General features: G+C 59.0%; 20 protein-coding genes. 8 read left to right on the top strand and 12 right to left on the bottom strand.

Annotated features, from left to right (window positions below):
- Positions 1 to 172: 172 nt before the first annotated feature.
- Positions 173 to 1171, top strand: coding sequence for an AraC family transcriptional regulator (locus PSH79_RS20225; RefSeq protein WP_305439222.1), 999 nt, complete (start codon positions 173 to 175; stop codon positions 1169 to 1171).
- A 679-nt stretch (positions 1172 to 1850) separates the two neighbouring features.
- Here the strand turns inward: PSH79_RS20225 and PSH79_RS20230 are convergent.
- From PSH79_RS20230 to PSH79_RS20240, 3 genes are all read right to left on the bottom strand, one after another.
- Entirely contained in the window at positions 1851 to 3197 is a 1347-nt protein-coding gene (locus PSH79_RS20230) for an ATP-binding protein (protein ID WP_305439224.1), read from the bottom strand.
- A complete protein-coding gene (locus PSH79_RS20235; protein WP_042560510.1) occupies positions 3194 to 3871 on the bottom strand; it encodes a response regulator transcription factor in 678 nt (225 codons plus the stop codon). Before PSH79_RS20235 ends, PSH79_RS20230 begins: the two co-directional genes overlap by 4 nt.
- A gap of 150 nt (positions 3872 to 4021) precedes the next feature.
- Complete coding sequence (locus PSH79_RS20240; RefSeq protein WP_305439225.1) at positions 4022 to 4627, bottom strand: hypothetical protein; 606 nt, start codon at positions 4625 to 4627, stop codon at positions 4022 to 4024.
- A 142-nt stretch (positions 4628 to 4769) separates the two neighbouring features.
- On the opposite strand from PSH79_RS20240, the gene PSH79_RS20245 reads away from it, so the two are divergent.
- The gene (locus PSH79_RS20245; RefSeq protein WP_305439226.1) at positions 4770 to 5561 is read left to right on the top strand and encodes a dienelactone hydrolase family protein; all 792 of its coding nucleotides are present in this window, start codon (positions 4770 to 4772) and stop codon (positions 5559 to 5561) included.
- A gap of 176 nt (positions 5562 to 5737) precedes the next feature.
- On the top strand, positions 5738 to 6463 hold the full coding sequence (locus tag PSH79_RS20250) for a 4'-phosphopantetheinyl transferase (RefSeq protein WP_305439227.1): 726 nt from the start codon (positions 5738 to 5740) through the stop codon (positions 6461 to 6463).
- 140 nt (positions 6464 to 6603) lie between these two features.
- Here PSH79_RS20250 and PSH79_RS20255 read toward each other — a convergent pair whose 3' ends face one another.
- Both PSH79_RS20255 and PSH79_RS20260 read right to left on the bottom strand, forming a co-directional pair.
- Complete coding sequence (locus tag PSH79_RS20255) at positions 6604 to 8214, bottom strand: ATP-binding protein (RefSeq protein WP_305439228.1); 1611 nt, start codon at positions 8212 to 8214, stop codon at positions 6604 to 6606.
- Positions 8211 to 8933, bottom strand: a complete 723-nt coding sequence (locus PSH79_RS20260; RefSeq protein WP_305439229.1) for a response regulator — start codon at positions 8931 to 8933, stop codon at positions 8211 to 8213. Before PSH79_RS20260 ends, PSH79_RS20255 begins: the two co-directional genes overlap by 4 nt.
- An 851-nt stretch (positions 8934 to 9784) precedes the next feature.
- Between PSH79_RS20260 and PSH79_RS20265 the strand changes: the two genes are divergently transcribed.
- On the top strand, positions 9785 to 12679 hold the full coding sequence (locus PSH79_RS20265) for a ribonucleoside-diphosphate reductase subunit alpha (RefSeq protein ID WP_305439230.1): 2895 nt from the start codon (positions 9785 to 9787) through the stop codon (positions 12677 to 12679).
- Between the two features lie 279 nt (positions 12680 to 12958).
- On the opposite strand, the gene flgE is transcribed toward PSH79_RS20265, so the two are convergent.
- The 6 genes from flgE to PSH79_RS20295 form a co-directional block, all read right to left on the bottom strand.
- On the bottom strand, positions 12959 to 14272 hold the full coding sequence (flgE, locus tag PSH79_RS20270; RefSeq protein ID WP_305439232.1) for a flagellar hook protein FlgE: 1314 nt from the start codon (positions 14270 to 14272) through the stop codon (positions 12959 to 12961).
- Between the two features lie 30 nt (positions 14273 to 14302).
- A complete protein-coding gene (gene flgD / locus PSH79_RS20275) occupies positions 14303 to 15022 on the bottom strand; it encodes a flagellar hook assembly protein FlgD (protein WP_187680889.1) in 720 nt (239 codons plus the stop codon).
- 15 nt (positions 15023 to 15037) lie between these two features.
- On the bottom strand, positions 15038 to 15481 hold the full coding sequence (gene flgC / locus PSH79_RS20280; protein ID WP_187680888.1) for a flagellar basal body rod protein FlgC: 444 nt from the start codon (positions 15479 to 15481) through the stop codon (positions 15038 to 15040).
- A gap of 3 nt (positions 15482 to 15484) precedes the next feature.
- Positions 15485 to 15895, bottom strand: coding sequence for a flagellar basal body rod protein FlgB (gene flgB / locus PSH79_RS20285; protein ID WP_187680887.1), 411 nt, complete (start codon positions 15893 to 15895; stop codon positions 15485 to 15487).
- Between the two features lie 257 nt (positions 15896 to 16152).
- Complete coding sequence (gene cheR, locus PSH79_RS20290) at positions 16153 to 16980, bottom strand: protein-glutamate O-methyltransferase CheR (protein ID WP_305439236.1); 828 nt, start codon at positions 16978 to 16980, stop codon at positions 16153 to 16155.
- Positions 16981 to 17026: 46 nt separating this feature from the next.
- Positions 17027 to 17959 carry a chemotaxis protein CheV gene (locus PSH79_RS20295; protein ID WP_103304087.1) on the bottom strand — a complete coding sequence of 311 codons (933 nt, stop codon included), beginning with the start codon at positions 17957 to 17959 and terminating at the stop codon, positions 17027 to 17029.
- A gap of 82 nt (positions 17960 to 18041) precedes the next feature.
- Between PSH79_RS20295 and flgA the strand changes: the two genes are divergently transcribed.
- The 4 genes from flgA to PSH79_RS20315 all read left to right on the top strand — a co-directional run bounded on the left by flgA (position 18042) and on the right by PSH79_RS20315 (position 20641).
- Positions 18042 to 18803 (top strand): flagellar basal body P-ring formation chaperone FlgA, encoded by a 762-nt coding sequence (gene flgA, locus PSH79_RS20300; protein ID WP_305439237.1) that lies wholly within the window; start codon positions 18042 to 18044, stop codon positions 18801 to 18803.
- Positions 18804 to 18963: 160 nt separating this feature from the next.
- Positions 18964 to 19290, top strand: coding sequence for a flagellar biosynthesis anti-sigma factor FlgM (gene flgM / locus PSH79_RS20305; protein ID WP_305439238.1), 327 nt, complete (start codon positions 18964 to 18966; stop codon positions 19288 to 19290).
- Between the two features lie 48 nt (positions 19291 to 19338).
- Positions 19339 to 19806, top strand: coding sequence for a flagella synthesis protein FlgN (locus PSH79_RS20310; RefSeq protein WP_305439239.1), 468 nt, complete (start codon positions 19339 to 19341; stop codon positions 19804 to 19806).
- Positions 19807 to 19894: 88 nt separating this feature from the next.
- Complete coding sequence (locus PSH79_RS20315; RefSeq protein WP_305439240.1) at positions 19895 to 20641, top strand: flagellar brake protein; 747 nt, start codon at positions 19895 to 19897, stop codon at positions 20639 to 20641.
- Positions 20642 to 20707: 66 nt separating this feature from the next.
- Here PSH79_RS20315 and PSH79_RS20320 read toward each other — a convergent pair whose 3' ends face one another.
- Positions 20708 to 22096 carry an MFS transporter gene (locus tag PSH79_RS20320; protein WP_305439241.1) on the bottom strand — a complete coding sequence of 463 codons (1389 nt, stop codon included), beginning with the start codon at positions 22094 to 22096 and terminating at the stop codon, positions 20708 to 20710.
- Positions 22097 to 22115 lie beyond the last annotated feature (19 nt).

Raw genomic sequence — 22115 nt, forward strand, 5'->3', positions numbered from 1 at the left:
CAGCCTTTTGATATTAGGTATTACAGGTTCATTGGTGTCACCGTCCGGTCACCCAGGCATGGCGGATTTCCGCCAACTCACCGAGTCTCGTCCTACAATTTGGCGGAAATCCGCCTTGTTGCCCATGCCACCCACGGCTACCATCCGGCGCTTGAGGAAGGATTTGCCGCTTATGCGCGAACGCACCATTGCCAGTCATTTCGCCCGTGCAGCGCTCGGTGGCGCACGCCGCCAAGGGTTCGACTACGCGGGTCTGTTGCAACAACTGGGAATCAGCCCTGAATTGCTCGATGAGCCTCGTGCGCGGATCGCCCCGGAGCAGTTCACCCGGTTGATCCAGGGCCTGTGGTTGGCGCTGGACGACGAATACCTCGGTTTTGGCAAGGCACCGAGCAAACCCGGCAGCTTCGCAATGATGTGTCATGCCTCGATTCACTGCCGCAATCTGGAGAAGGCCCTGCAACGCGGCTTGATGTTTTATAGCCTATTCCCCGAAGCACCTCGCTTGAGCCTCACCCGCGAAGACGAATGGGTGCGCCTGAGCCTCGATGATTCGCAATTATGGGACCCGGATCACTTTCTCAGTGAAAGCCTGCTGGTGATCTGGCACCGCCTCGGCAGTTGGCTGATCGGCCAGCGAATCCGCCTGGAGCAGGCAACCTTCAGCTATGCGAAACCTGCGCATGGCGCTGAATACGACCTGCTGTTCCCCTGCCCTTTAGTGTTTTCAGCGCAGCAAAGCAGCCTGCTGTTCCACAGCCGCTACCTGCACATGCCACTTTTGCAGGATGAACGCACCCTCAAGCACTTCCTCGAGCGCTCCCCCGCTGACTTGCTGTCACGCCCGGATGATGGCGACAGTCTGAGCAGCCGACTGCGCCGCTTGCTCAGCCGTGACAGTGCGCGCTGGCCGGACCTGGAGGCCGTGGCCGCTCATCTGCACATCAGCCCGCAGACGCTGCGCCGGCACTTGCGCGACGAAGGCACCAGTTTTCAGGAACTGAAGGATCAACTGCGGCGGGATATCGCCATCTACCATTTGGGACGGGCGGACCTGTCGTTGCAACAGATTGCCGAACAGTTGGGATTTTCCGAGCCGTCGGCGTTTCATCGGGCGTTCAAGAAGTGGACGGGGCTGACGCCGGGGGCTTATCGGGCGCAGGAGCAGTGAGGCGGCTTCGAGGTTCCGCCCTGGGTTGGTTGGGTACATATCCGTTGCTGCGGGTGGTATTGCTGGCGGTTTCGCTCTAACAGCGACTCACTTTTCCAAAGCCGAAAAGTAAGCAAAAGGCTTTGCCCCCGGCGTACGGCCTGCCGATGGGCCTGGAGATCAAAAGCAACGTCAAAAGCCAAAGCCAAAGCAGATCAAAAGATCGCAGCCTTCGGCAGCTCCTACAGGGAATGGGTGCACCTGCCAGAGATTGGTCGGCTGCCAGGCCGCCTTCGCTGGCAAGCCAGCTTCCACAATGTTGAATCACGTACACCCCACGCGGCGAAGTCCGCCCCACTCAACACAATGAGCGCAAGCTCGAGTACCGCTCTTGATCTTGATCTCGGAGCCCGTCGGCAGGCTGAATGGAGGGATTTATCCGGGGGTGGGAGCGCAGCGACCGTTCGACGAAGTCGAACACATCGAGAGGAGGTGCAGCGAAGCAAACCGGAAGCGATGCGCCCGGATCAATCCCGCAGCGAAGGAACCCGAGCCACAGCGAGGGCCGTACGTCAGGGTAAAGCCTTTTTGGTTACTTTTTTCTGGGCCGGCACTCCGGGCGTCTGGAAAAAGTGACCCGCCGTAAGGACGGAACCACCAGCAGCAACACCCGCAGCAACGGATATGCCCACAACAAAACTCAAACCGCCGGAAAATGAATCCTGAATGCAGCCCCGCCCATCGGCGAATCCCCCAACGTCAGCTTCGCGTTGTAGCTTTCTATGATGTCCTTGACCACCGCCAACCCAATCCCCTGCCCCGGATGCTGCCGATCCAGACGCTCACCGCGCTCAAGAATCCGCGCCCGCTGATCCAGCGGCACACCCGGCCCGTCATCCTCAACACACAACTCAACCCCGGCAATGCTCTCGCGCACACTGATGCGCACCTCGCCCAGACACAGCCGATAAGCGTTCTCCAGCAAATTCCCCATCATCTCCAGCAACGCGCCCTGCTCGATCGGCACATAACAATGCTCTGGCAGATCAAACACCACCCGCACACGCTTGTCGCGATACACCTTGTCCAGTGTGTCACACAGACTTTTGAGCACCGGCTGCAACCGCACCTGATGCCGCACCAGCCCGCTTTTACGCAAACTCGCCCGTTGCAGTTGATAGCTGATCTGCTGACTCATGCGCTCGATCTGACTTTGCAGCACCCAGGCCTGATCGATGTCTTTGGGCCGCTGAGCCATGTCCTCACTGACGCCCTGCAACACCGCCAACGGTGTTTTCAGACTGTGGGCCAAGTCGTCGAGAGAGTCGCGATAACGGCTGCGCTGTTGGCGCTCACTGAGCAGCAAGCGGTTGAGCGAGCCGGTCAACCGCAGCAATTCGCGCGGGTGTTTTTCCGTGAGGCTTTCGCGGGTGCCGCCCTCGATTTCGTCGAGTTCCTGGCTGAGTTGCCGCAAGGCCTTCAAGCCCCAGGTCAACCCGATCCACAGCAGCGCCAACAGCACAAGCAAGGCCGCGCCAAAGCCCAGATACAGATTCTCGCGCAGGCCTTCGAGGGTGGTTTCGTACTCGCGCACCGGTTGCAGGGCGACGATGCTGAACGCCGCACTTTTGCCACCAAGCAGTTTCACTTCAACGTCGTAAACGAAGAATTCCTGACCGTTGCTCTCACGAATCCGCGCGAACTCATTACCGAGCCCGTCATAACGTGGTTTGTAGTTGATCTGCTCTTCCTGGGTGGCTTTCGAGCGCCAGACCAGATGCCCTTCGCGGTCGTAGATGTAACCGAGCAGACGGAAGTCCGTGAGGTTGAAACGCTCATCCGGCAACTGCGAGGGCATGACCAGTTTGCCGTTTTCAATGCGCGCGGCAGAAATCAGCGTGGTGACGTCCGAAGCCAGACGCTGCTCGATCGAGTCCTGCAACGCCAGGCTGAACGCGCCCTGCATCGCCGGCAGCAAGGCGAGCATGAACAACACCGCCAACGTAGTGGCGGCGAGCATCAACCGTACGCGAAGGGAACGAATCAAGTGCAGCGCTCATTGAACAGGTAGCCGAGGCCACGCACGGTGTCGATCGGCTTGAACCCGGCCGGGCCTTCGAGTTTGCGGCGCAAGCGGCCGACCAGCACTTCGATCACGTTCGGGTCGCGCTCGTCGTCATCCGGATAAAGTTGTTCCATCAAGCGATCCTTGGGCACCACTTGCTGGTGATGGCGCATCAGGTATTCAAGGATGCGGTATTCGTACGCAGTCAGCGCCAGCGGCTGCTCGTCGAGGCTCGCTTGCTTGCGATTGAGATCGAGCAACAGCGGGCCGGCAACGATGGTCGACTGGGTGAAGCCGCTGGAGCGGCGCAGCAAGGCATTCAGCCGCGCATCGAGCTCTTCGAACTGGAACGGTTTGACCACATAATCGTCGGCGCCCGCCGCGAGGCCTTCGACCTTGTCCTGCCAGTTGCCGCGCGCAGTGAGGATCAGGATCGGGAAGGTCTTGCCGCCCGAGCGCAACTGGCGGATCAGGTCGAGGCCGCCCATGCCCGGCAGACCAAGGTCGATCACCGCCAGGTCAAAGTTGAACTGTCCGGTCTGGTACAGCGCCTCTTCGGCATTGGCCACGGACTCGACCACGTGGCCGCTCTCCGTCAGACGGGTTTGCAGGTGATGGCGCAACAGCGCTTCATCTTCGACGACCAACAGTTTCATATTGCTCTCCCGGGCAAATCAAACATCTCCGACTACACATCTGTGGGAGCGAGCCTGCTCGCGAAAGCGGTGAGTCAGTCAATGAAGATGTCGACTGACACATCGCCTTCGCGAGCAGGCTCACTCCTACATTGAATTGGCGGCAACTCCTTAGAAATTGTAGTTGGCCGACAGGTAAGTCTGCGCGCTGCTGTTCAGATCCAGCGAGCCTTGCTTGCTGCCACCGCGTTCGCTCATCTCGGTGCTGGCGTTGCTGCGCAGATAACGGTAACCGAGTTCCACCGAGGTGTTTTGCGATACTTGCTGCAACACACCGAACTGGCCGCCGACCGCGTAACCGATGTCACTGTCGCGGCTATAGCCTGGCGACTCCTGGGTCAGTTTGGTCAGACCTGCCGTCGCACCGCCGAACAATTTGGTGGTGCTGCCCACCGGGTAGAACAGATCGTAGCTGCCCAGCAGGTTTTCCTGGCGCAGTTTAATGCCATTGTGCGAACCAGACACGTTGTCGTAGGTGGCGTAGTAGCGACCTTGCGAGTTTTGCTGACCGAGGCGTACGCCGTAGGTGTTATTGCCGTCGATCGCGCCGGTGGCGTTAGGGTGATCGAGGTTGTCGTTCAGTGCATGGGATTTTTTGATCTTGTCGCTGGTCTGGCCGAAGGTCAGGCCGGCGAAGTTCGAAGTGGTGTCGGCATGGGCCGCGATACTGGCGCTCATTACGGTAAATGCCAGCAGCAGTTTGTTTAAACGAGTCATGGTATTTCCTCTTTCACAGTGCTGTTTGGGTATGGCGCAAGGTTACTGACCCGCCCCTGTACCGCCCCTGAACGCTCTCTGAACCTGACCTGAACCAAATCGACTAGGCTGTTCTGACCACTTTTCGATAAGGAGACCGACCATGCGCCTGTTCCTCGCCCTCACCTTGCTGGCCGTCAGCAGCCTTACCCAGGCGGCGATCAAGACCGAAGAAATCCCCTACCAGAGCGCCGATGGCACCAAGCTGATCGGTTACTACGCATACGACGACGCGATCAAAGGCAAGCGACCGGGAGTCGTCGTGGTGCATGAATGGTGGGGCCTGAACGATTACGCCAAGCGCCGCGCCCGCGACCTGGCCGAACTCGGCTATAGCGCGTTGGCGATCGATATGTACGGCGAAGGCAAGAACACCGAGCACCCGAAAGATGCGATGGCGTTCATGCAGGCGGCGACGCAGGACGCGGCGGCTTCCAGCAAGCGCTTCGAGGCCGGGCTGAATCTGCTGAAGAAACAACCTCAAACCGACGTGAACAAACTCGCGGCCATCGGTTACTGCTTCGGCGGTGCCGTGGTGCTGAATGCCGCGCGACAGGGCCAGCCACTGGCAGGAGTAGTGAGTTTCCATGGCGCACTGGCGACCAAGACACCGGCCACGCCCGGCAGTGTGAAGGCGAAGATTCTGGTGGAGCACGGCGCACTGGACAGCATGGTCACACCCGCACACGTCAGCGCGTTCAAAGCGGAAATGGACAAGGCCGGGGCGGACTACACGTTCGTCAGCCTGGATGGGGCCAAGCATGGTTTTACCAATCCGGATGCCGATCGCTTGGGTCATGGTGAGCACGGTGGCCCGGACATCGGCTACAACAAGGCTGCCGATGAAAAATCCTGGGCGGACATGAAAGCGTTCTTTCAGACACTATTTGGCTGACCCAAAACCTGCGCGATCAAAAATCTTCATTTGATCGCAATGCCCCCTGAGCTGCCGAAGGCAGCGATCTTTTGATCCTGTTTTTAACAATCAAAATCAAAAGATCGCAGCCTTCGGCAGCTCATACAGGTGTGTGCCTCTACCCAGTTTTGATGCTAACCGGCAAAATGCCCGCCATGAATCCAACGCCTGCCCTCCCCGCCTGCTGCACCCCGCTCGATGCCCACTGGCCGTTGCCGACGGTGTTGCCTGACACGGTGCTGCTCAGCACCCATTTCAATCCGTCACAACTGCTCGGCGATGATTTCCAACGCAGCGCCATCGAGCCGCCGCCGAGTATTCAGCGATCCGTGGCTAAGCGCCAGGCGGAGTTTCTCGCCGGTCGAGTCTGCGCCCGTGCGGCGTTGCAGCAACTTGAAGGCAGCAGTGTCATCCCGGCGATTGGCGAAGATCGCGCGCCGGTATGGCCGGCGCACATCTGCGGTTCGATCACCCACAGCACCGGCCGCGCGGCGGCGATTGTCGCCAACAAGCAACATTGGCGCAGTCTGGGTATGGACCTGGAAAACCTGCTCAATGCCGAACGTGCCGAACGACTGGCCGGGGAAATCCTCACGCCGCCGGAGATGCAACGCATGGCCTCAGGCTCGCGGGATCAGTTGGCGCTGTGGGTGACGCTGACGTTTTCGGTGAAAGAGAGCTTGTTCAAGGCGCTCTACCCGATCGTGCAGAAGCGCTTTTACTTTGAGCACGCCGAAGTACTGGAGTGGACTGAACAGGGTGAGGTGCGGTTGCGCTTGTTGACGGATCTGTCGAGTGAATGGCGCAACGGGACGGAGTTGGATGCGCAGTTCGGGGTGCAGGATGGGCAGTTGTTGAGCCTGGTCAGCATCAAGGCCTGAGATCTTTGTTGGCTCTCAGGGCCTCATCGCTGGCAGGCCAGCTCCCACAGGTGTCCAGGGTGTACATGAAATCTGTGCTCGCCACGGACAATGTGGGAGCTGGCTTGCCAGCGATGAGGCCAGCGCAGCCACAGCAAAATTCAGCGGCGCTCCTGATTCCTCGGCCAACTCAAGCTGAAACAAGCCCCGCCCAGACTCTTGCTCTTGCCTATGATCGCCCGGCCGTCATGCCAATGGATGATCCGCCGCACAATCGACAGCCCCAGCCCATGCCCACCTGATGCGCGGGTGCGACTGTCGTCCAGCCGTAGAAACGGTGTAAAAATCCGCTCCCACGCCACCTCCGGCACGCCCGGTCCGTCGTCCTCGACGTCCACCCGGCAACGCAACTGGCCAACCTGATAACTCACCGTGACCCTCGAACGCGCATGACGCATGGCGTTGCTCACCAGGTTCTGCAGCGCCCGGTGCAGATAACGCGGCTCGGCCTCGACCCAGGCATCGTCATTGTCGGCGGCCGACAGGCACAAGCCGCGCTGCACCGTGACCTCGGCGCGCAACGGCGCCAACTCTTCAATCACCTGATTGACCAGCGCATCAAGGTCGATGCGCTGGAACGTCAGCGCCGGCGAACCCTGCTCCAGTCTCGCGTAGGTGAGCATTTCATCGACCAGCTTATCGAGATCCTCAATGTCGTGATCCATGCCTTCGCGATACTTTTCCAAGGCTTGCGGCGTGGTCGCCGAGCCGATCATCTCCAGGCCGAAACGCAACCGCGCCACCGGCGTGCGCAGTTCATGGGAGACCGCACGCACCAGTTCGCGCTGGATTGCCAGCAACTGCTGCAAGTGTTCAGCCATGCCGTTGAACGCCGAAGCAAGCCGCCCCACCGAGTCCGCACCGCGCGCCGGCACGCGGGTTTCCAGGCTGCCCTTGGCGATCCGCGTGGCCGCTGCTTCGAGGCCGCGCAAACGCCGCTCCAGTTGGCGCACCAATAGATAGACGATGAGGCCGATCAGGCTCAGGCCCAGCGCGGCGATCAACACCAGCCACTCCGGCGGATACGGATTCATCTGATACAGCGGACCGATTTCCAGCACCCACGGCGTGCCGACCATGCCGGCAAACACCCGGATCGAATCGCCGCCCTTGCCCAACGCCATCACCGTATCGCCCTCGGCCACGCGACGGCTCTGGTCTTCGTCCATGTCGGCGTCGTTCACCGTGACCAGACGCAGGTCGAAACCAAAACCCTTTTCCTCCTTTATCTGCGCCAACCGCTTGGGCTGCTCGGCCACGGGCACGCGCACCAGCTCATCGGCCAACAGGTAAATAGTCGCACGGGCCAATTGCTCACTGATCTGCTGCACCTCTCCTACCAGCACAAGCTGTTCTTTATCACTGACCAGTCGGTAAACCTTTGCCGCGTGCGGGCCGGTCTGCTCCACCAGCGCCGAACCGCGCAGCACGCGGGTGCGCTGGGTCAGGTCGAGGTCGGTTTCGGCAAACTTTTTCAGCGCCAGCGGAATCCCGAGCAAACGCTCCCACACCAACAGCGCACGATGGCGCTCGGTCTGGTTCATCGGTTGCAGGTTGTCGGCCATCAGCGAGAACGTGCCATGGGCCAGACGCTCGCGGTACTGCTCACTGCGCACCTGATTGAGCAGGTTCAGCGCCAGCACGCCGAGCACCGCCACCAGAATCAGCGCGGCGCACATGCCGCCGTAGATGCGCAGGAAGATCGAGTTCACAGCACCAGGTCTACGCAGGCTTCAGGGACGAACAGATAGCCTTTGCTGCGGATGGTCTTGATCAGGCGCGGATGGTCAGGGTCATCGCCGATCTTCGGGCGGATGCGCGAGATACGTACATCGATCGAGCGGTCCTGGCCGTCGTAGCCGATGCCGCGCAACGCCGTGAAGATTTCTTCCCGGGAGAGGATTCGCCCGGCGTTGGACACCAGCAGCCAGAGCAAGTCGAATTCGGCGCTGGTCAGCTCGATGCCGTTGTCGCTCAGCCACGCCTCGCGCAAGGCGTTATCCACCACCAGCGGGCCGAATTGCAGTCGACGGGATTTTTCCGCGACAGGCTCCGGTGTGTCACTGCGTCGCAGTAATGCCTGAATCCTCGCCAATAAAAGTCGCGGCCGCACCGGTTTACAGACGTAATCATCGGCGCCGAGGTCGAGACCGTGGATCTGGTCGGCGTCATCGGTGCGCGCGGTGAGCATCAGGATGGGGCCGTCATAACGGTCACGCACCTTGCGGCAAATGCTTAGACCATCTTCACCGGGCAGCATCAGATCAAGGATCACCAGATCCGGCTGTTCCTGGATAATCCGCGCCGCCGCCAGCGCACCGTTGCCTTCGATTTCGACGCGCAATCCATTGGCTTGCAGGTAGTCGCGAGTGAGTTCGGCCAGACGCTGATCGTCCTCGACTATCAATACCTGAAAGGCTTGTTGCTCCACCGGTGACCTCTGCTTGCTGTTTTTATTAATAGAAGGGATCGCTGCGAACCCGATTCTGTAGGAGCTGCGGCACGCTGCGATCTTTTGATCTGGTTTTTTACAATCAAAAGATCGCAGCCTTCGGCAGCTCCTACAAAAGCATGTGCGCCATCCACGATCCCCCCGCTCATTTGTCATGTATTCGGAGGATAAGAATGCCTGCGCATGGCCCGATTGTATAAACGGCGTACAGCCAGAACACAAGTCGGTAAATGCGTTCGGACAAGGCGGTTTTTTGTGATAGGGTTCGCGCCCTTAAAAATCCGCTGAAGCGTTTTTCCGGTTGAAAGAACAGTGACAAACGGTCTAGCTCAGTGGGTTCGCGGCCTACACGTGAATTCCTGCTTTCTTACACAATTTACGCACAGGTTTATCCACAGGCTGTCCGTTGCATTCCTCCCCTGAAACGCATTATCTTGTAGCACGGCGAAAACGGAGACCCTACATATGGGGTTTTCGACTGAAACGCCCAACCACATTTCAGACCTGAAACTCAAGCGCTTTATGGCAAGTTTCGGGTTGAACGAAGCAAGTTTTTCGAAGCCCAAACCGCGCTTGCGGATGGCACCGTTTTTTTAGCTCCAATGGCAAAGAACGGTATGGGTGTTGCAGTCATTACTGTCACCCGGGAAGGAATCCGGTTCGAGCGCAGGCTCGCAACCAAAACTTCGGCAGGGACGCGGCGATGCAGCCTTTTTCCTACTGTTCCGAAGTTGTTAGGCCGACGCTCGTCGGTTGTAGTGCTTCGGGACAGAACGGTGAGCACCATGATGGTGCCCAAACAAACATAGAGAATGTGGAGACAATCCCCCATGCAAACCGACACAACTCGCGAGAACCCGCAGGGCACCTTGCCGCAGGCCGCCGATTCGAATTCGGATCTGGCAGCTACCGCGCCTGGTCAACTGCGCGTGATCAAGCGCAATGGCACTGTCGTTCCTTACACCGATGACAAGATCACCGTCGCTATCACCAAAGCGTTTCTCGCAGTTGAGGGCGGCACCGCTGCCGCCTCGTCGCGAATCCACGACACCGTTGCCCGCCTGACCGAACAAGTCACCGCGACCTTCAAGCGTCGCATGCCTTCGGGCGGCACCATCCACATCGAAGAAATCCAGGACCAGGTCGAACTGGCCCTGATGCGTGCCGGCGAGCAGAAAGTCGCTCGCGACTACGTGATCTACCGTGACGGCCGTTCGAAAGAACGCGCTGCCCACGCACCGGCCGAAGAAGCGGTCAACGCGCACCCGTCGATCCGCATCACCCGTGCCGACGGCAGCCTGGCGCCGCTGGACATGGGCCGCTTGAACACCATCGTCACCGAGGCCTGCGAAGGTCTGGAAGAAGTCGACGGCGACCTGATCCAGCGCGAAACCCTGAAAAACCTGTACGACGGCGTGGCCCTGACCGACGTCAACACCGCCCTGGTGATGACCGCCCGCACCCTGGTTGAGCGCGAGCCGAACTACTCGTTCGTGACCGCCCGCCTGCTGATGGATACCCTGCGTGCCGAAGGCCTGAACTTCCTCGAAGTTGCCGAAAGCGCCACCCATCACGAAATGGCCGACCTGTACGCCAAGGCACTGCCGGCCTACGTCGCCAAAGGTATCGAGTTCGAACTGCTGAACCCTGTGCTGGCCACCTTCGACCTGGAAAAACTGGGCAAGGCGATCAACCACGAGCGCGATCAGCAATTCACCTACCTGGGCCTGCAAACCCTGTACGACCGTTACTTCATCCACAAGGATGGCGTGCGTTTCGAACTGCCGCAGATCTTCTTCATGCGCGTGGCCATGGGCCTGGCGATCGAAGAGAAGAATAAAGAAGACCGTGCGATCGAGTTCTACAACCTGTTGTCGTCCTTCGACTACATGGCTTCGACTCCAACACTGTTCAACGCCGGCACCCTGCGTCCACAGCTGTCGAGCTGCTACCTGACCACCGTTCCGGATGACCTGTCGGGCATCTACCACGCGATCCACGACAACGCCATGCTGTCGAAATTCGCCGGTGGCCTGGGCAACGACTGGACGCCTGTCCGTGCTTTGGGTTCGTACATCAAAGGCACCAACGGCAAGTCGCAAGGCGTGGTTCCGTTCCTGAAAGTCGTGAACGACACCGCTGTAGCCGTTAACCAGGGTGGCAAGCGCAAAGGCGCTGTGTGTGCCTACCTGGAAACCTGGCACATGGACATCGAAGAGTTCATCGAGCTGCGCAAGAACACCGGTGATGATCGTCGTCGTACCCACGACATGAACACTGCCAACTGGATCCCTGACCTGTTCATGAAGCGCGTCTTCGATGACGGCAAGTGGACCCTGTTCTCGCCATCCGAAGTACCGGACCTGCACGACCTGACCGGTAAAGCCTTCGAAGAGCGTTACGAGTACTACGAAGCGCTGTCCGAGTACCCGGGCAAGATCAAGCTGTTCAAGACCATTCAGGCCAAAGACCTGTGGCGCAAAATGCTGTCCATGCTCTTCGAAACCGGCCACCCATGGCTGACTTTCAAAGACCCGTGCAACCTGCGTAGCCCGCAGCAGCACGTCGGCGTGGTTCACAGCTCGAACCTGTGCACCGAGATCACCTTGAACACCAACAAGGATGAAATCGCTGTTTGCAACCTGGGCTCGATCAACCTGCCGAACCACATCGTCAACGGCAAGCTGGACACCGCCAAGCTGCAACGCACCGTGAACACCGCCGTGCGCATGCTCGACAACGTGATCGACATCAACTACTACTCGGTGCCGCAAGCGAAGAACTCCAACTTCCGTCACCGTCCGGTAGGTCTGGGCATCATGGGCTTCCAGGACGCTTTGTACCTGCAGCACATCGCCTACGGTTCCGACGCTGCCGTCGAGTTCGCCGACAAGTCGATGGAAGCGGTCAGCTACTACGCGATCCAGGCGTCCTGCGACCTGGCCGACGAGCGCGGCGCGTACGAGACATTCAACGGTTCGCTGTGGTCCAAAGGCATCCTGCCGCTGGATTCGCAACAGATCCTGATCGAACAACGCGGCCAGAAGTACATCGACGTTGACCTGAACGAAACCCTGGACTGGGCACCGGTTCGCGCCCGTGTACAGAAAGGCATTCGTAACTCCAACATCATGGCCATCGCACCTACCGCGACCATCGCCAACATCACTGGCGTCTCGCAGTCGATCGAACCGACCTACCAGAACCTGTATGTGAAATCGAACCTGTCGGGCGAATTCACCGTGATCAACCCGTACCTGGTTCGCGACCTCAAGGCTCGCGGCCTGTGGGACTCGGTCATGATCAACGACCTGAAGTACTACGACGGTTCGGTTCAGCAGATCGAGCGCATCCCGCAAGAACTCAAAGAGCTCTACGCGACCGCGTTCGAAGTGGACACCAAGTGGATCGTTGACGCGGCCAGCCGTCGTCAGAAGTGGATCGACCAGGCCCAGTCGCTGAACCTGTACATCGCTGGCGCATCGGGCAAGAAACTCGACGTGACCTACCGCATGGCCTGGTACCGTGGCCTGAAAACCACTTACTACCTCCGTGCCCTGGCCGCGACCAGCACCGAGAAGTCGACCATCAACACTGGCAAGCTGAACGCTGTTTCCAGCGGCGGCAACCACGGCGACGACTCCGTACTGGCAGCCCCTGCCGGCCCTGCTCCAGTGCCGAAGGCTTGCGCCATCGACGAGCCGGATTGCGAAGCTTGCCAGTAAGCTGAGCCGGTGAGCGCCGCAAGGCGCTGACCTGGAAACCCCCGATCAGTCCTCTGGATTGTCGGGGGTTTTCTTTTGCCTGCCTTTTAAGATCAAGAGATCGCAGCCTCGTTTCACTCGACAGCTCCTACATGGATCGGGCAAATGCGGAGTGCTCCGGTGTACACGCCCCCTGTAGGAGCTGTCGAGTGAAACGAGGCTGCGATCTTTTGATCCTGATTCCACCAGGCAAAAAAAAGCCCCTCTCACGAGGGGCTTCTTATGCAGCGCTATCCAGCATCAGGTCATCTGAATGATGGTCTGCATGATGGTGCTCTGGGTGGAGATGGTCTTGGCGTTCGCCTGATAGTTGCTCTGCGCCTTGATCAGATCCACCAGCTCATTGGTCAGGTTAACGTTCGACTCTTCCAGCGAGTTCGACACGATCGAACCCAGCGTACCGGTTTTCGGCGCATCAACCCCAGCCACACCCGAGGCGAACGTCTCCTTCCAGCGCGTACCGCCAATCGGCTGCAGGCCCTGCTCGTTGGCAAAGCTCGCCACCGCCACCTGACCAATCGCTTTGGTCTGCTGGTTGCTGAAGTTAGCCGTCATCACACCGGTCGAATCGATGGTCAGGCTGGAGATCTGGCCCGTTGCATAACCGTCCTGATACTGCGCGGTGCGGGCGGTCGGAGCGTTATAGGACGTGGTCAACGCCGTGTTGAACGCGATACCGGTCGAGTTGGCATTGGAACCGTTCGGCCCCCAGGTCACTGGCGAGGTCGCCGCGTTGGTCACGACACCGGGAATCCAGCCAGTCATGGTCAGGGTGTTGCCGGTTTTGGTCCAGCCAGCGCCCGCCGTCAGGGTCGCGATGGAACCATCAGAGTTGAACGTGAGGTCGTGGGTCATCGGCGTCAGGGTGTTGTTGGCCGGATCCGATGGGGTGCGACCATCCATGTAGGTGTAGACGCGCCAGGCATTGGTACCCGTTTTCACGTAGTACTGATCCATGCGGTGCTCGTTACCCTGAGTATCGTAGACCGGCGTGGAAATGAGCTTGTTGTAGCTGTTCAGGTCAGTCGGGCTGAACGTGGTCACGGTAGGCAAGGTATCCTCCGAGTTCACGTTCATGGTCTGGTCGATCTTGGACGTCGCGTTCGGCTTGAGGGCCGAAGTATCGATCTTCAGGTCAGTCAGCACGCCGGTCATGATCTTGCCGTTGGCATCGACGCCATAGCCTTGCAGACGGTTGCCGTTGTTATCGACCACGTAGTTTTCAGCGTCGGTCTTGAACGCACCGGCACGGGTGTAGCTCAGGGAACCGTTGTCGCTGAGGATGAAGAAACCGTTGCCCTGGATACCCATGTCCAGCACGTTGCCGGTGTTGTTCACATCACCTTGGCCGAACTGCTGGGAAACGTTGGCAAGGCGCACGCCGTTACCGACGGTTTTGCTACCGGTACCCAGGCGAGTGGCCGAGTACACGTCTTCGAATTCTGCACGGGACGATTTGAAACCGGTGGTCGCAACGTTGGCGATGTTGTTGCCGGTCACGTCCAATTGCTTGTTGGCAGCATAGAGACCGCTAAGGCCGATATTGAAAGACATATTCCACTCCTTTGTGCCGGTTAGTCGGCTCTATATACCAATGGTTTGTACTTTGGACAGCGCAACGCTGCCCAGACCCGCCAGGTTCAGCATCAACTCACCGCCGGTCTGGCTGATGGTCACGCTGTTGACGGTCGCTGGCAGGTAAGTCACCAGCGAAGTGGCCTTGCCGTCGTACGTGGCGCTAGCCGTGAACGTGTAAGTGCCCGCCTTCGCGACCGCACCGGAAGCGTCCTTGCCGTCCCAGATGAAGCTGGCGTTGCCGGCGTTCTGGGTGCCCATGTCAATGGTGCGCACGACTTTGCCATCGGCATCTTTGATCGAGAGCGAAACGGCGCCAGAGGCCGGAACCACCACGGTGCCATTGAGGCTTTTGCTGGTGTCGACTACAGCCTTGTCGGTCTGCGCGATGACCGAACGGCCAACCAGCGACGACGCCTGCAATGCTTGCGAGGAGTTGTAGTTGCCGGCAATGCCGGTAACGGTGTCGTTCAGCGTAGTGATGCCTTCCAGACTGCTGAACTGCGCCAACTGAGCGACGAACTCGCTGTTGTCCTGCGGATCAAGCGGGTTCTGGTTCTTCAGTTGGGTGACCAGCAGTTGCAGGAAGGCATCTTTACCCAAAGCCTGCTTGCCGGTGGCGCTGTTGGTGGCCGCAGCCAGACCATCAGTGGTCGTCCCGGTCTTGACCGAAGAATTGGCCAGAACGTCTTTGATGCTTACGCCGCTGGTGGAATCGGAAACACTCATGGCAGTCGCCCCTTATTACTGACCGAGGGTCAGTACCTTCTGCATCATGGTTTTGGCGGTGTTCATCATTTCGGCGTTGGTCTGGAACGAACGGCTCGCGGAAATCATGTCAGCCATTTCTTCCACCACGTTGACGTTCGGGTAGTAGACGTAGCCTTTGCCGTCAGCGGCTGGATGGTTCGGCTCGTAACGCGCTTCGAGGTTGCTCTGGTCTTCGACCACACCGAGCACCTGAACGCCTTGACCGGCCGCATCCTGGCTCTGGAACAGCGAGTTGCTGCCGCTGTTCTGGCCACCCTGGAACATGGTGGCGAACACCGGGTGACGGGCGCGGTAGGTCTGGTCGATGCTCGAAGAGACGGTTTCGGCGTTGGCGATGTTCGAAGCCACGGTGTTCAGACGCGTGGTTTGTGCGCTCATGCCGCTACCGGCAATGTTGAAAACGCTGGACAGGGACATGGATTACTCTCCGCGCAGGGCTGATACCAGCCCTTTGAATTTGCTGTTGAGCAGCGTGAAGCTGGCCTGGAAGCCGACGGCGTTTTCCGCGTAATTCGACTGTTCCAGTTGTGCATCCACGGTGTTCTGGTCGATCGACGGTTGCATCGGCGTGCGATACATCAGCGACTCGTCGCCGTTGCCCAGTCCTTCAGCCTCGATGTGACGGCTGTTGGTCATGTTCAGGGCAAACGTGCCACCGCTCTTGGTTTTCTCGGTCTGTGCTTCGAGCACTTTGGAGAATTCCAGATCCCGCGCCTTGTAGTTCGGGGTATCGGCGTTGGCGATGTTGTTGGCCAGGACTTCGGCACGCTGGGCGCGGAAGCCCAGGGCTTTTTCGTGAATGCCGAGCGCTTTATCGAAGCTGATGCTCATGTCGGGAACCTTCGGGTGACCGGTTTTTCGTAACTGAGCTTTAGCAAGTGGCGTGCCAACGCGAGAAGTCCCCGTAAACCGGGGCTTTGCCAGGCATCGGCAAAGCGGCAATGCCAGAAAAGCGGCAACCGGTTTCCGCCAGATGCCGCTTTTCTGCCGCTCTCAGCCCTGCCCTTGCCCTGCAGGAGCTGCCGAAGGCTCGGGCATAAAAAAACGGGAGGCTTTGAGGGCCTCCCGTTTTTGTGTTGCCGATGCAATCACTTCGCCTGGTAGATGATCCCCGGGCTGCACTGAACCATCTGGTAATGATCCGGCAAACCGTTCAGCGCTTCGGAAGCGCCAAGAAACAGATAACCGCCCGGCTTCAACGTGCTGTGAATGCGCAACAGGATGTCTTTCTTCACCTCGGCGGAGAAGTAGATCAGCACGTTGCGACAGAACACGATGTCGAACTTGCCCAGGGCTGCATAGCTGTCGAGCAAGTTGAACGAGCGGAACTCCACCCGGTTCTTGATCGGTGCCTTGATCACCCAGCGCCCTGGCCCTTTCGGGTCGAAGTAACGCTGCAAACGATCGGCCGACAAACCGCGTCCGATCGCCAGGCTGTCGTACTCGCCGGTCTTGCAGTTGTTCAGCATGAGGCCGGACAAGTCCGTGGCAACAATCTGCACGCCCATCTTCAGTTGGCCGAGATTGCTGCGCTCGAACTCGTCTATCGACATCGACAGCGAATAGGGTTCCTGCCCCGACGAGCAAGCCGCCGACCAGATCCGCAGACGCTGGTTGGGACTGGCCTTGATGGCCTCGGGCAGCACCTTGTTCTTCAAGACTTCAAACGGATAGGTGTCACGAAACCACAGGGTTTCGTTGGTCGTCATGGCATCGACCACCTGCTCGCGCAAACCGCTGCGCGGCTGGGTCTGGATGCGCTGGACCAGCTCACCCAGCGACTTGATGCCTTGCTGCTCCATCAGTTTGTTGAGACGGCTCGAGACCAGGTACTGCTTGTTTTCACCGAGCAAAATGCCACAGGCTTTTTCCAGGAAGACCCGGAACTGTTCGAAATCCAAATTACCCGTAGACAATGATGCCGCCTCTTAAATCGTGTTGACCGCCAGGGACAAAAGGCCCCTAGCTGATATCTGCTGCTTTGATCCGGTCGACTACCCGGGATGCCAGGTCATCAGGACGGAATTTGGCCAAAAAGTCATCGGCACCGACTTTCTTGACCATCGCCTGATTGAATACCCCGGACAACGAAGTATGCAGGATGATATGAAGCTTTTGCATGCGCGCGTCGCCGCGGATTTCCGCCGTCAGGGTGTACCCGTCCATCTCCGGCATCTCGATGTCGGAGATCATCATCAGGAACTCTTCTTCCGGCTTCTTGCCCTCGTCGACCAGCTTGCGCAGGTAATCCAGCGCCTGCTTGCCATCGTTCAACGCCACCACTTCGACGCCGATCGTCTGCAGGCAACGCGTGACCTGTTTGCGCGCCACCGACGAGTCATCGACCGTCAGCACCCGCAGCGACAACGCCTTGGTCTGGGTCTCGACATCAACCACGCCGACCGAAATCGCTTCCGGCGTTGGCGCAACTTCCGCCAGTACCTTCTCGACGTCGATGATTTCGACTAACTGATTGTCCACCCGAGTCACAGCGGTCAGGTAATGATCGCGACCCGTGCCCTTGGGCGGTGGATGGATCTCTTCCCAGTTCATGTTGACGATGCGCTCCACCGAGCGGACCAGGAATCCCTGGGTCTTGGTGTTGTACTCCGTGATGATCACGAACGGATTTTTCTTGTCTTTCAACGCCCCGGAACCGGTCGCCATTGCCAGATCAAGGATCGGAATGGTCGCCCCCCGGATATTCGCCACCCCGCACACGACAGGACTGGACTTGGGCATCAACGTCAGCGACGGGCATTGCAGCACTTCCCGCACCTTGAACACGTTGATTCCATAGAGCTGTTGACCGTCGAGACGGAACAACAACAGCTCCAGGCGATTCTGCCCTACCAGTTGCGTGCGCTGGTTCACCGAATCCATTACACCAGCCATGCCCAGACTCCTACACCAACGCCAAGTGTTGTTGCGACGCACATTCATTGCTAAACGGCACGGCGCTTGCTTTTTAACTCGTATGAACGCTCAAACGACATTTTTCCGACGCCTGACATCTCCCCTTCGCAAAGGGCTTTGCGCCGTGTCCGCCGCTTGCTTCTTCTTCGCCGGCAGCCCTGCCATTGCTGATGCGGTTACCTTGCCTGACATGCTTATCGGCGTCACTCAGGGCTTTCTTGAGTTCACCGTAGAAGACTATCTGGCAACCAGTCAAACGGAAGGCCGCTACGAAATCGAAGTCAACCAGCTCGACCCCCGTATGCGCATGCCTATGTGCGACAAGGAATTGACAGCGTCTCTGGAGAGTCCGGCACGTCCGTTGGGCCGGGTAACCGTGAAGGTTCGCTGTGAAGGCTCATCGCCCTGGACGGTGTTCGTGCCCGCTCAAGTCCGCCTGTTTCGCGAGATCGTGACCACCACCCGACCGCTCAAACGCGCCGGGATAATCGAACCTCGGGACGTGACCTTGCGCGAGCGCGACGTCAGCGTGATCAATCAAGGTTTCTTGACGTCGGTGGACGACGCGATCGGGCAGAAATTAACCCGACCAACGGTCGCTGATCAGGTCATTACCCTGGTTCATCTGGAACAGGCCGAAGTCGTGCGCAAGGGTGATCAAGTGGTCATCACCGCCCGCAGCGGCACACTCGCCGTGCGCATGCCCGGTGAAGCCCTGGCCAATGGCGGCCTGAAAGAACAGATCCGGGTGAAAAACCTTAACTCCCAACGAGTCATCAAGGCGCAGGTCACCGCACCGGGCCAGGTGGAAGTGGCCATGTAAAACGCTTATGAGAAAACTGGCGCGGACCCCGTCGCTTCCCTAAACTGTGCCGCAGCAGGACACGCGCCGGCGCATGCAAGCTCATTGATAAATGGGCCTAAAGTTTTCCAGGGGATGGCCGAAAACATGGCAAGCGTCCAAATTCCCAGAGGTTTTTATCATGGTCATCGATTTCAGCCGTTTGAACAGCTCCTCGTCACTTACGGGCAGTACACGTACCAGCAACGCCAAGGACACCGCCGAAACCGGCACCTCCGCGCCGCTGAATACCCAGGCCGAATCGGCCAGTACCGCAAAGAGCGGGGAATCGGTACACCTCAGCAATGAGGCTCAACAGTTGCAGAAGGTCACTGACAAGCTGCGCGATCAACCTGCTGTCGACAAAGCCCGTGTGGCCGAGTTGAAAGCCGCGATTGCCGATGGCAGCTATAAAGTCGACAGCAACCGTGTAGCCAGCAAACTGCTCAACTTCGAAGCCCAGCGCTAGGCTCAAGCCAGCGCCAGGCTTTTGGACGCTTAAAACCCAAGGCCAGCCATGCACGACACTAATTTACTGCAACTGATCATCGACGACTTTGCTCCAGCTCAACAATTGCTGGAGTTACTGCAAACCGAATCCCTCGCCTTGCACGGTCGCGACATGCCACTGCTGGAAGAAATTCTGGCGCGCAAACAGGCATTGATCATTCTGCTTGAACAGCATGGCCGCAAACGCAGCGAGATCCTCGCCAGCCTCAACCTGCCGACCAATCGGCAGGGTCTCGAGCAACTCGCCAGCCAGTCGAGCATCGGCGAACAGTTGCTCAGCAATAGCGACTTTCTGACCGACCTCATCGCCCAGTGCAAGGCGGCCAACGTCAACAATGGCCAGTCGATCCAGGTACAGCAGGCCGCCACGGCCAATCAGCTGAAAATCCTCAACGGGGGCGAACCGCCAGCGCTGTATGACGCCAGCGGCACTTTTGCCAAACCCGCCAAGCCGCGTACATTCAGCCAGGCATGAGCCGTTGATGCGCCAGCCCTATCAACTCGCGAAACATGCTGGCAAAATGCTGGCCAGTCGTCATATTTTGTCTGGAGAGTGATAAACCGTGTCCAACACCCTAAGCGCGGATGATGCTCCGCAGCCCCCAAAGGTGCTCACCACGCCACTGGAAATCTCCAGCAACCTGCGCCAGCTGCAAGATAGCCACGACCCGCTGATCATCACGTTCCATGAACGCAGCCAGCGCTTCCAGACCTACCTGATCAAGGTCGACCGCGACACCGCATCAATGGCCCTGGACGAAATGATCCCGCGCGATGGCGAGCGCTTCCTGCTCGCCGGCGAACCGTTCAAGATCGAAGGTTTTCATGAAGGTGTACGCATTGCCTGGGAATGCACCGGCACGCTGAACATCGAAGAATCCGACGGCGACCGCTTTTACACTGGCGAGCTCCCGACCGAGGTGGTTTACCACCAACGCCGCAACGCCTTCCGCGCCGCATTGAAGCTGACCGACCTGGTCAGCGTCGAACTGGGCGGTGAAAAGCTCAAGGCGCCAATCAACGGCAAGCTGCTGGATATTTCCGCCACCGGTTGCAAACTACGCTTTGAAGGTGACATCACCGAGCGTCTGCAACTGGGCCAGGTCTACGACCGCATGATCGCCCCGCCGCTGTTCGGCAATCAGCCGGTCTCCGTAGAACTGCGTTATCTGCACTTTGAAGAAAAACTCAACATCACGTTTGCCGGTCTGCGCTTCCACAACATCAGTGGCCAGGCAGCGCGTAACGTTGAACGCTTCGTTTATCAGTTGCAGCGTGAAGCACGGCGTTTCGATAAAGACGACATGTGATTCGAACATGCAAATAGAAAGGGCAGTCCTTGGCGGGACTGCCCTTTTTTTATTTCCGGCGATGCTTCAAGGCCTGGCGCCACTGATATCCGGGGTGGGTTTGTCGCTGTCGTCATCCGGACCTGCTGCCGACTCAGACTCAGGTTCTTTCTCAGGTTCTGGTTCTGGTTCTGGCTCTGGTTCCGGCGTGACCGTATTCTGCATCTGCTCCTGCACCACCTGCTCGTCAACACGGGGGTCGAGGGCTGCCACCAGCGGCGAGCTGGACATGCTGTCCGGCATCGCCACGTGATGAAGCGGCGCGTCGTCGACCTGATGCAGATTGGTGACGGCTTTCGGCCGTATCCGCCACACCAGCACCAGCGCAAAGAAGCTGAAGAACGCGTACAGACTCTGGCTGCCGAAAAACTTCATCAACACACCAGCGGCCAGCGGGCCGATACTGGCGCCGACCCCGTAAGTCACCAGCAACATGGCCGTCAGCGACACCCGGCGATCACCCTCTACGTGATCGTTGGAAAACGCCACCGCCAGCGGATACAGACAGAACTGCACCAGCGAACAGAGGAAGCCGACCACAAACAGCACCTCCAGCGGCACCTGCGGCAGGATCGCCAGCGGCAAGGCTGCCACCGCGAGAAACCCGGCGAAGCAGCGGATCAAAAGCGCCCGATCATAGCGATCGGATAACCAGCCCAGCGGCCACTGCACCAGCAATCCGGCAAAAATGCAGCTACCCATGAACAGACCGACCTGCTCGGTCGACAGCCCTTGCTGCGAGGCATACAACGGCGCCAGACCATAGAACGAGCCGATGATCAGACCCGCACCGAGCACCGTGCTCAACGACTGCGGCACACGCTTGATGAAGAAACGCGGTTCCATCGGCGCGGGATGCAGCGGCGCCGGGTGAATCCGTCGGGTCAACGTCACCGGCACCAGACACAGCGCAAAACACAGGGCGACCAGCATCAGCAGTTCCAGGCCCAGGCCCGGGTGCATGACCAGAATCAACTGACCCAGCACCAGCCCCAGATACGAAGCGATCATGTAGCCGCTGAACACCAGGCCGCGCTGATTGGCGTCGGCCTGCTCGTTGAGCCAGCTCTCGATCACCATGTACTGACACATCATGCCCAGACCGACAATGGTCCGCAGCACCAGCCACGCCGGCAACCAGTCCACCAGACCGTGACCCAACACCGCCGCACCGACGATCCCGGCACACGCCGAATAAGCACGGATATGCCCGACCCTGGCGATCAACCGGTGACCGATCTTGCCGCCCAGGACCAGACCGAAATAGTTGGCCGCCATCAGCGCACCGACCCACAGCCCGTCGACATTGTCAGCGGCCAGGCGCAAAGCCAGATAAGTAGACAAAAGGCCCGAACCGATCAACATCATCAGCGAGGCGAAATACAGCGCTCGAAAGGATTTCCAGATTTGGCGCATCGGCGTTCCGAGCGGCTCC

The organism is Pseudomonas sp. FP2196, assembly GCF_030687715.1.
In the GTDB taxonomy this organism is placed as follows: domain Bacteria; phylum Pseudomonadota; class Gammaproteobacteria; order Pseudomonadales; family Pseudomonadaceae; genus Aquipseudomonas.

Coding starts and splice junctions, on each gene's coding strand:
- PSH79_RS20235 (WP_042560510.1), bottom strand. CDS start 3,871: ATGAAACTGTTGGTCGTCGAAGATGAAGCGCTGTTGCGCCATCACCTG.
- flgA (WP_305439237.1), top strand. CDS start 18,042: ATGAACGCTCAAACGACATTTTTCCGACGCCTGACATCTCCCCTTCGC.
- PSH79_RS20320 (WP_305439241.1), bottom strand. CDS start 22,096: ATGCGCCAAATCTGGAAATCCTTTCGAGCGCTGTATTTCGCCTCGCTG.
- flgB (WP_187680887.1), bottom strand. CDS start 15,895: ATGAGCATCAGCTTCGATAAAGCGCTCGGCATTCACGAAAAAGCCCTG.
- flgD (WP_187680889.1), bottom strand. CDS start 15,022: ATGAGTGTTTCCGATTCCACCAGCGGCGTAAGCATCAAAGACGTTCTG.
- PSH79_RS20245 (WP_305439226.1), top strand. CDS start 4,770: ATGCGCCTGTTCCTCGCCCTCACCTTGCTGGCCGTCAGCAGCCTTACC.
- flgC (WP_187680888.1), bottom strand. CDS start 15,481: ATGTCCCTGTCCAGCGTTTTCAACATTGCCGGTAGCGGCATGAGCGCA.
- PSH79_RS20265 (WP_305439230.1), top strand. CDS start 9,785: ATGCAAACCGACACAACTCGCGAGAACCCGCAGGGCACCTTGCCGCAG.
- flgM (WP_305439238.1), top strand. CDS start 18,964: ATGGTCATCGATTTCAGCCGTTTGAACAGCTCCTCGTCACTTACGGGC.
- PSH79_RS20250 (WP_305439227.1), top strand. CDS start 5,738: ATGAATCCAACGCCTGCCCTCCCCGCCTGCTGCACCCCGCTCGATGCC.
- flgE (WP_305439232.1), bottom strand. CDS start 14,272: ATGTCTTTCAATATCGGCCTTAGCGGTCTCTATGCTGCCAACAAGCAA.
- PSH79_RS20240 (WP_305439225.1), bottom strand. CDS start 4,627: ATGACTCGTTTAAACAAACTGCTGCTGGCATTTACCGTAATGAGCGCC.
- PSH79_RS20295 (WP_103304087.1), bottom strand. CDS start 17,959: ATGGCTGGTGTAATGGATTCGGTGAACCAGCGCACGCAACTGGTAGGG.
- PSH79_RS20310 (WP_305439239.1), top strand. CDS start 19,339: ATGCACGACACTAATTTACTGCAACTGATCATCGACGACTTTGCTCCA.
- PSH79_RS20225 (WP_305439222.1), top strand. CDS start 173: ATGCGCGAACGCACCATTGCCAGTCATTTCGCCCGTGCAGCGCTCGGT.